The organism is Pantoea sp. UBA5923, from assembly GCF_002431095.1.
Classification (GTDB): Bacteria; Pseudomonadota; Gammaproteobacteria; order Enterobacterales; family Enterobacteriaceae; genus Pantoea; species Pantoea piersonii.
Genome location: NZ_DJDN01000058.1, coordinates 4,240 through 9,587, shown reverse-complemented (window position 1 = coordinate 9,587; position 5,348 = coordinate 4,240). Strand labels below are relative to the sequence as shown.

At 59.6% G+C, this 5,348-nt stretch carries 6 protein-coding genes and 1 pseudogene; 2 read left to right on the top strand and 5 right to left on the bottom strand.

The window, feature by feature from the left end; translation table 11 throughout:
• A pseudogene (locus B3797_RS13940) lies at positions 1-190 on the bottom strand (CreA family protein); the annotation flags it as partial.
• A gap of 193 nt (positions 191-383) precedes the next feature.
• Between B3797_RS13940 and robA the strand changes: the two are divergent.
• Positions 384-1,262: an MDR efflux pump AcrAB transcriptional activator RobA gene (gene robA, locus B3797_RS13935; RefSeq protein ID WP_311783140.1), complete on the top strand. Its 879-nt coding sequence runs from the start codon at positions 384-386 to the stop codon at positions 1,260-1,262.
• Between the two features lie 31 nt (positions 1,263-1,293).
• Here robA and gpmB read toward each other — a convergent pair whose 3' ends face one another.
• The gene (gpmB, locus tag B3797_RS13930) at positions 1,294-1,941 is read right to left on the bottom strand and encodes a 2,3-diphosphoglycerate-dependent phosphoglycerate mutase GpmB (protein WP_311783141.1); all 648 of its coding nucleotides are present in this window, start codon (positions 1,939-1,941) and stop codon (positions 1,294-1,296) included.
• A gap of 51 nt (positions 1,942-1,992) precedes the next feature.
• Here gpmB and yjjX point away from each other — a divergent pair, with 51 nt between their 5' ends.
• Positions 1,993-2,511: an inosine/xanthosine triphosphatase gene (gene yjjX, locus B3797_RS13925; RefSeq protein ID WP_311791381.1), complete on the top strand. Its 519-nt coding sequence runs from the start codon at positions 1,993-1,995 to the stop codon at positions 2,509-2,511.
• Here yjjX and trpR read toward each other — a convergent pair.
• From trpR to B3797_RS13910, 3 genes are all read right to left on the bottom strand, one after another.
• Positions 2,486-2,833 carry a trp operon repressor gene (trpR, locus tag B3797_RS13920; protein ID WP_311783143.1) on the bottom strand — a complete coding sequence of 116 codons (348 nt, stop codon included), beginning with the start codon at positions 2,831-2,833 and terminating at the stop codon, positions 2,486-2,488. The genes yjjX and trpR overlap by 26 nt on opposite strands.
• Positions 2,834-2,878: 45 nt before the next feature.
• Positions 2,879-4,849 carry a murein transglycosylase gene (gene sltY, locus B3797_RS13915; protein WP_414693086.1) on the bottom strand — a complete coding sequence of 657 codons (1,971 nt, stop codon included), beginning with the start codon at positions 4,847-4,849 and terminating at the stop codon, positions 2,879-2,881.
• A gap of 123 nt (positions 4,850-4,972) precedes the next feature.
• Positions 4,973-5,348: methyl-accepting chemotaxis protein (locus tag B3797_RS13910; RefSeq protein ID WP_311791380.1), on the bottom strand; the 376-nt coding region annotated here is incomplete at its 5' end.

The window sequence follows — 5,348 nt, the reverse complement described above, 5'->3', positions numbered from 1 at the left end:
CGGTTTTTGCCCGGCTGATATAACAGGTTACATTTTTTACGTCGGGATCGTCGAATGCCTCCACCACGATCTTATGATCGGGGCCAAATATCTTGAATACCGTATCTACCGAGCCGATCTCTTCGGCCAGAACCGGGGATGCCAGCAGCAGCGTGGCGAATGAAGCAGCGAAAAAGCGAGTTATTGTCATAGCGTTACCATTGCAAATCTAATAGACGAGCATGTAATGTACTGACAAATGTCCGCGTTGACCAAACCAGAACCGGTTTTATCCCACATTGACATGGCACAATCTCCCAACAGAACTGCCCACGCCAGATGTGCATTTAGTGCTATTATTCGGCGACTGCGTTAGTCGCACCCAGAGAGTATGAGGATGTTTTATGGACCAAGCCGGTATCATTCGCGATTTGCTTGTCTGGCTGGAGAGCCATTTGGATCAGCCCCTTTCACTGGACAATGTTGCCCTGAAAGCGGGTTATTCTAAATGGCATTTACAGAGGATGTTCAAAGACGTAACAGGCCATGCAATCGGCGCCTATATCCGTGCCCGTCGCCTGTCTAAAGCGGCCGTGGCGCTACGCCTGACCAGCCGCCCGATCCTGGACATCGCTCTGCAATACCGTTTCGATTCACAACAAACCTTTACCCGCGCCTTTAAAAAGCAGTTTAACCAGACGCCCGCGTGGTATCGCCGCTCATCGGACTGGAATTCATTCGGCATTCGCCCGCCGATTCGCCTCGACGATAGCAGTATGCCGGAGTCAACCTTCGTCACGCTGCCGGAAACGGTGCTGGTGGGACAAACGCAAAGCTATAACTGCACTCTGGAGCAGATCTCACGCTATCGCGACGAAATGCGTATCCATTTCTGGAAGCAGTTTCTACTGGAAACCGACACCATTCCGCCGGTGCTGTATGGCCTGCATCAGGTACGCGCCAGCCAGGAGAAGGATGACGAGCAGGAGATCCTCTACACCACTGCCGTACCGTCCGATCAGGCGGTTAACCTGCACTCCGGCCAGAGCGTGCTGCTGGAAGCGGGCGACTATGTGCAGTTCACCTATAACGGCCCGCGCAACGAGCTACAGGACTTTATCCTGCTGCTCTACGGCACCTGCATGCCGACGCTCGGCCTGACGCGTCGTCAGGGTCAGGATATCGAACGCTTCATTACCCACGGCGGCAAGAAGCGCAGCGAGCCACCAAAAGAGATCCGCTGCGAATACCTGATCCCGATTCGCCATCAGCAGGCGAACTGACCATCAAGCCGTCGCCACGACGGCTTTTTCTTTAGCGCTGCAGCTCATCCAGCGCAGGCGCGTCAAGATGCGATATATCACCCGCCGTCTCTACCACCCAGCCTTCCGCCAGCCAGGCGCTGTGCTGATGATCGACGCGAGAGATTGAGCAGTTGCGCAGGCGCAAACGACGCTCCGCATGAGCCGGCAGGCCAAGAATGGTGCTGATTAGCACGCCAAGCGCCATACCGTGGCTCACCAGCAGCGGTCGGCTGCCCGCGGGGAGCGCCAGACAGGCATTCAGCGCCTCGTGCATGCGCGCTGCCATCTCCGCCATCGATTCGCCCTGCGGAATACGGCCATTTTCGGTGCCGTCCACCAGCGTACTGCGCCAGCGCTCCTCTTCCTCGGTTAACCCATCCAGCGGACGCTTCTCCAGCACGCCCATATTCAGCTCGCGCAGGCGCGGCTCCAGCGTCACCGCGCAGCCGCAGGCGTCGGCGATGATCTCGGCGGTGCGCTGCGTGCGCCCCAGATCGCTGGCGATAACATGGGTAATGCCAAGATGTTTAACGCGCTCGCCCACCTGATGGGCCTGTTGCTCTCCTTTCTCCGTCAGCGGACTGTCGGATTGTCCCTGAATGCGGCGCTCCGCATTCCATACCGTTTCACCGTGACGAACAAGATAGACCTGTAGCATGCTGAGTTTCCGTTATACTGCGACAAATTTGCCTAAAGGGTTCAATAGATTATGTACCAGGTTATCGCAGCCACCATCAATCCGGCAAAAATTCGTGCAATCTCTCAGGCGTTCAACGACGTTTTCGGCGAAGGATCCTGCCATATTCGCGGGGTTGAGGTCGATAGCGGCGTCGCAGCCCAGCCCCTGAGCGATGCGGAAACGCGAACCGGCGCACGTCAGCGCGTCGCCAACGCGCGCCGGGCAGAGCCAGAGGCTGATTTCTGGGTGGCGATCGAGGCCGGTATTGAAGAGGATTGCGCTTTCGCCTGGATGGTAGTGGAAAACGCCGAACGGCGCGGCGAGTCGCGCTCCGCCAGCTTTACGCTGCCGCAGGTGGTGCTGACGGGCTTACGTGCCGGGCGCGAGCTGGGCGATGAGATGGCGCGGCTGACCGGGGTAGAGAATATCAAACATAAAGGCGGTGCCATCGGTGCCTTTACGCAGGGCCTGCTGACGCGCTCCAGCGTTTATCATCAGGCGCTTATCCTGGCGCTCTGCCCTTTTACTCATCCGCTTTATCAGCGCTGACCCCGCCACGTCCCAGTTGCGCCTCCAGCCAGCGCCGCAGTTCAGGCGGCGCCTCTTTCAGGCTGTTCGAACCGCGCGTAATCGTCGCGATGCCGACGCCCAGTTCATTTTTCAGCTCTCGCTGGCTCATGGTGCCGTTCATTAACTCTTCCACGATGCGCAGGCGCGTGCCGAGCGCTTCGCGCTCATCGGCCGTCAGCATCAGCTGCAGCAAAGGCAACGCCACGTCATCGGCGTAAGCCTGCTGCATCAGCGCGATAAAGCGCCGCCAGTTATCTTCAGAAAGGGAATGTTGCGCCGACCGGGCGGGAGATTGCGTCATAAAACAGGCTTCCGTACTCACTAACGAGTACGGAAGCATAACACGCTAGTAGCGGCGGTTCCACTCGCTGTCCGACAGTACCTTGTCCGGCTCGCCCATAAAGTGGCGATAGTAGGCGTCGTAGGCCAGCACGTTCTTCACGTAGCCGCGCGTTTCAGAGAAGGGAATGGTTTCGATAAAGGCGACCGCATCAAGATTGCCCGCGCTGACGTTCTGCCAGCTGCGCACGCGTCCCGGCCCCGCATTGTAAGCCGCGGAGGCGAAAATGCGGTTCTGCCCGAACTGCTGATAGACATACTCCAGATATTGCGTGCCGATCTGGATATTGGTCTGCGGATCCAGCAGCTGATTGCTGTTCATATAGCCGGGAATATTGTACATCTTCACGGTATGCGCCGCTGTCGCCGGCATCACCTGCATCAGACCGCTGGCACCGACCGGCGAACGCGCTTTCGGGTTCCAGGCGCTCTCCTGGCGCGAGATCGCCATGGCGTAGCTCGGCGCAATGCCTTTGTCGCGAGTGTTGCTCTTATAGAAGCTCTCCCACGCCAGCGGGAAGCGCTCTTTCAGGCTGTCCCACATCTTTGCCGTAATCGTCGCCTGCACGCTGAGATCCCACCAGTCCTGCTCGTTGGCGTAGCGCGCCAGCATCTGCTGCTGCGTGTGGCTTTTGCTGGCGATCAGGTTGGCCCATTCGCTGCGCGCCAGGTTATCCAGCCCCCAGAACATCAGCTCGCGCACGCGCGCCAGCTCCGGCCCCTGCACCGTCGCGCTGTCCGGCTTCGGCGCCTCGTCGATCTGCATCGGATATTTCACGCCCAGCCGCTGCGCCGCCACCATGGGATAGAAGCCGCGCGCCTGCATCAGCTTATGCAGGATCTCGTCCGCCTCCTCTTTACGTCCCTGGGCGTAAAGCAGATCGGCCTGCCAGTACTGCCACTCATCTTTCTCTTTCGCCTCAAGCGGCAGACGCGCGATCCAGGTATTCAGGCCGCGGCGATCGTTTTGCGACAGCGCCAGGCGTACGCGCCGCTCAATCAGCGCTGTCGACTGGCTGTTCATGATCACCGCATCGCGCCAGCGCGCCTGCTCCGAAGTTAAATCAGAGCCCATCATGCGCCAGACCACAATCTCTTTCAGCGCCTGCTCATCGTCCGCCTCCATCTTCTGTCCGCGCACCAGCAGCGGGATCATGCTGCGCGCATTCTCCATATCGGCGCGCGCGACGCGGGTAAAGGCGTAAATTGTCGCCTGGCGGGTAAAATCGGTCGGGCCGACGGATTGCGCAAACGTCACCACCGTCTGCGGATCGTTCTGCAACGCAAGCACGCCGTTGGCGATGGTCTGGTAATCTTCCGGCAGGGTTTTTGCCAGGAAGCTCACCAGGCTGTCGTTGCCCGCCTTCATCGCGAGGCGTATGCGCTCCAGTACGGTAATGGGCGACATCTGGCCGGAAGATTGCCAGACGGAGAAGAGTCGATCGCAATCGTTGGGCAGCGAGGTGCCGCGCAGCCAGATCTCCTTCGCGCCCTCAAACGCCTGCTGCTGCGCCCCCGTCGCCCATTTGGCGTAGAGCCAGTTGCAGCGCGCCTGTACCGGGCCTGGCGCTTCCGGGCTAAAGCTCAGAATGCCCTGCCAGTCCTGGCGGTGCGCCAGCACGTTGACGAAGCGGGTTTTCAGCGAGCGCGCCGGCGGCAGCGTCGGATATTGCTGGATAAAGTTTTTAACGGCGAGCGGCGTTTCCTGGTCCAGGTCCTGCGCCAGCAGGCGGTACTGCAAATAGGGGTATAAAGGATAATCCTGCAGCGTCGGCAGCAACTGCTCCACCGTCGCCATCTGGTTGCTGTCCCACGCCTGTTTGATCTCCTGATAACGCTGTCGCTGCTGATCCAGCGAGTCTGCCCACGCGCTGCTGGCCGCTCCGGCCAGACAGATCCCTATCATCCAGTTACGCCACTTCTCCACGAAAATCTCCTCATGTTGCTGCTCTCCGGCTGCGTGCCAGGCATTCTTCATGCTAACCAGGGGAACCGGCTCTTGCCATGTTCTTCACAAAATTTACGCAGCGCGAAGCGCAATGGTGGCTAAAGAGGCGTAGCAAGGATGATGTTGGCTCCCGCAGGACGCGGGAGCCATTGCTTAAGCGACCTGCGCTTCGCTGAGGTTAAGCTGGAACAGGCTTACGTTCTCCATGAGCGCGCCAACCTGCTGATTGAGCGCGCGCGCCGCCTGTGCCGACTGTTGCGACAGCGTGGCGTTCTGCTGCGTGGCGGCATCCATATGCGTAACGGCGAGGTTGACCTGCTCGATGCCGGTGCTCTGTTCGGCGCTGGCTGACGAGATATCTTCCATCAGCGCGGCCAGCGCCTTGACGCTGGCGATAATCTCCTGAATAGAGACGCCAGCGCCTTTCACCAGCGCGTTGCCCTGAGAGATCAGGCTGACGGAGCGATCGGTCAGGGTGCGGATATCGCGCGCCGCCGAGGCTGAACGCTGCGCCAGCGCGCGCACTTCC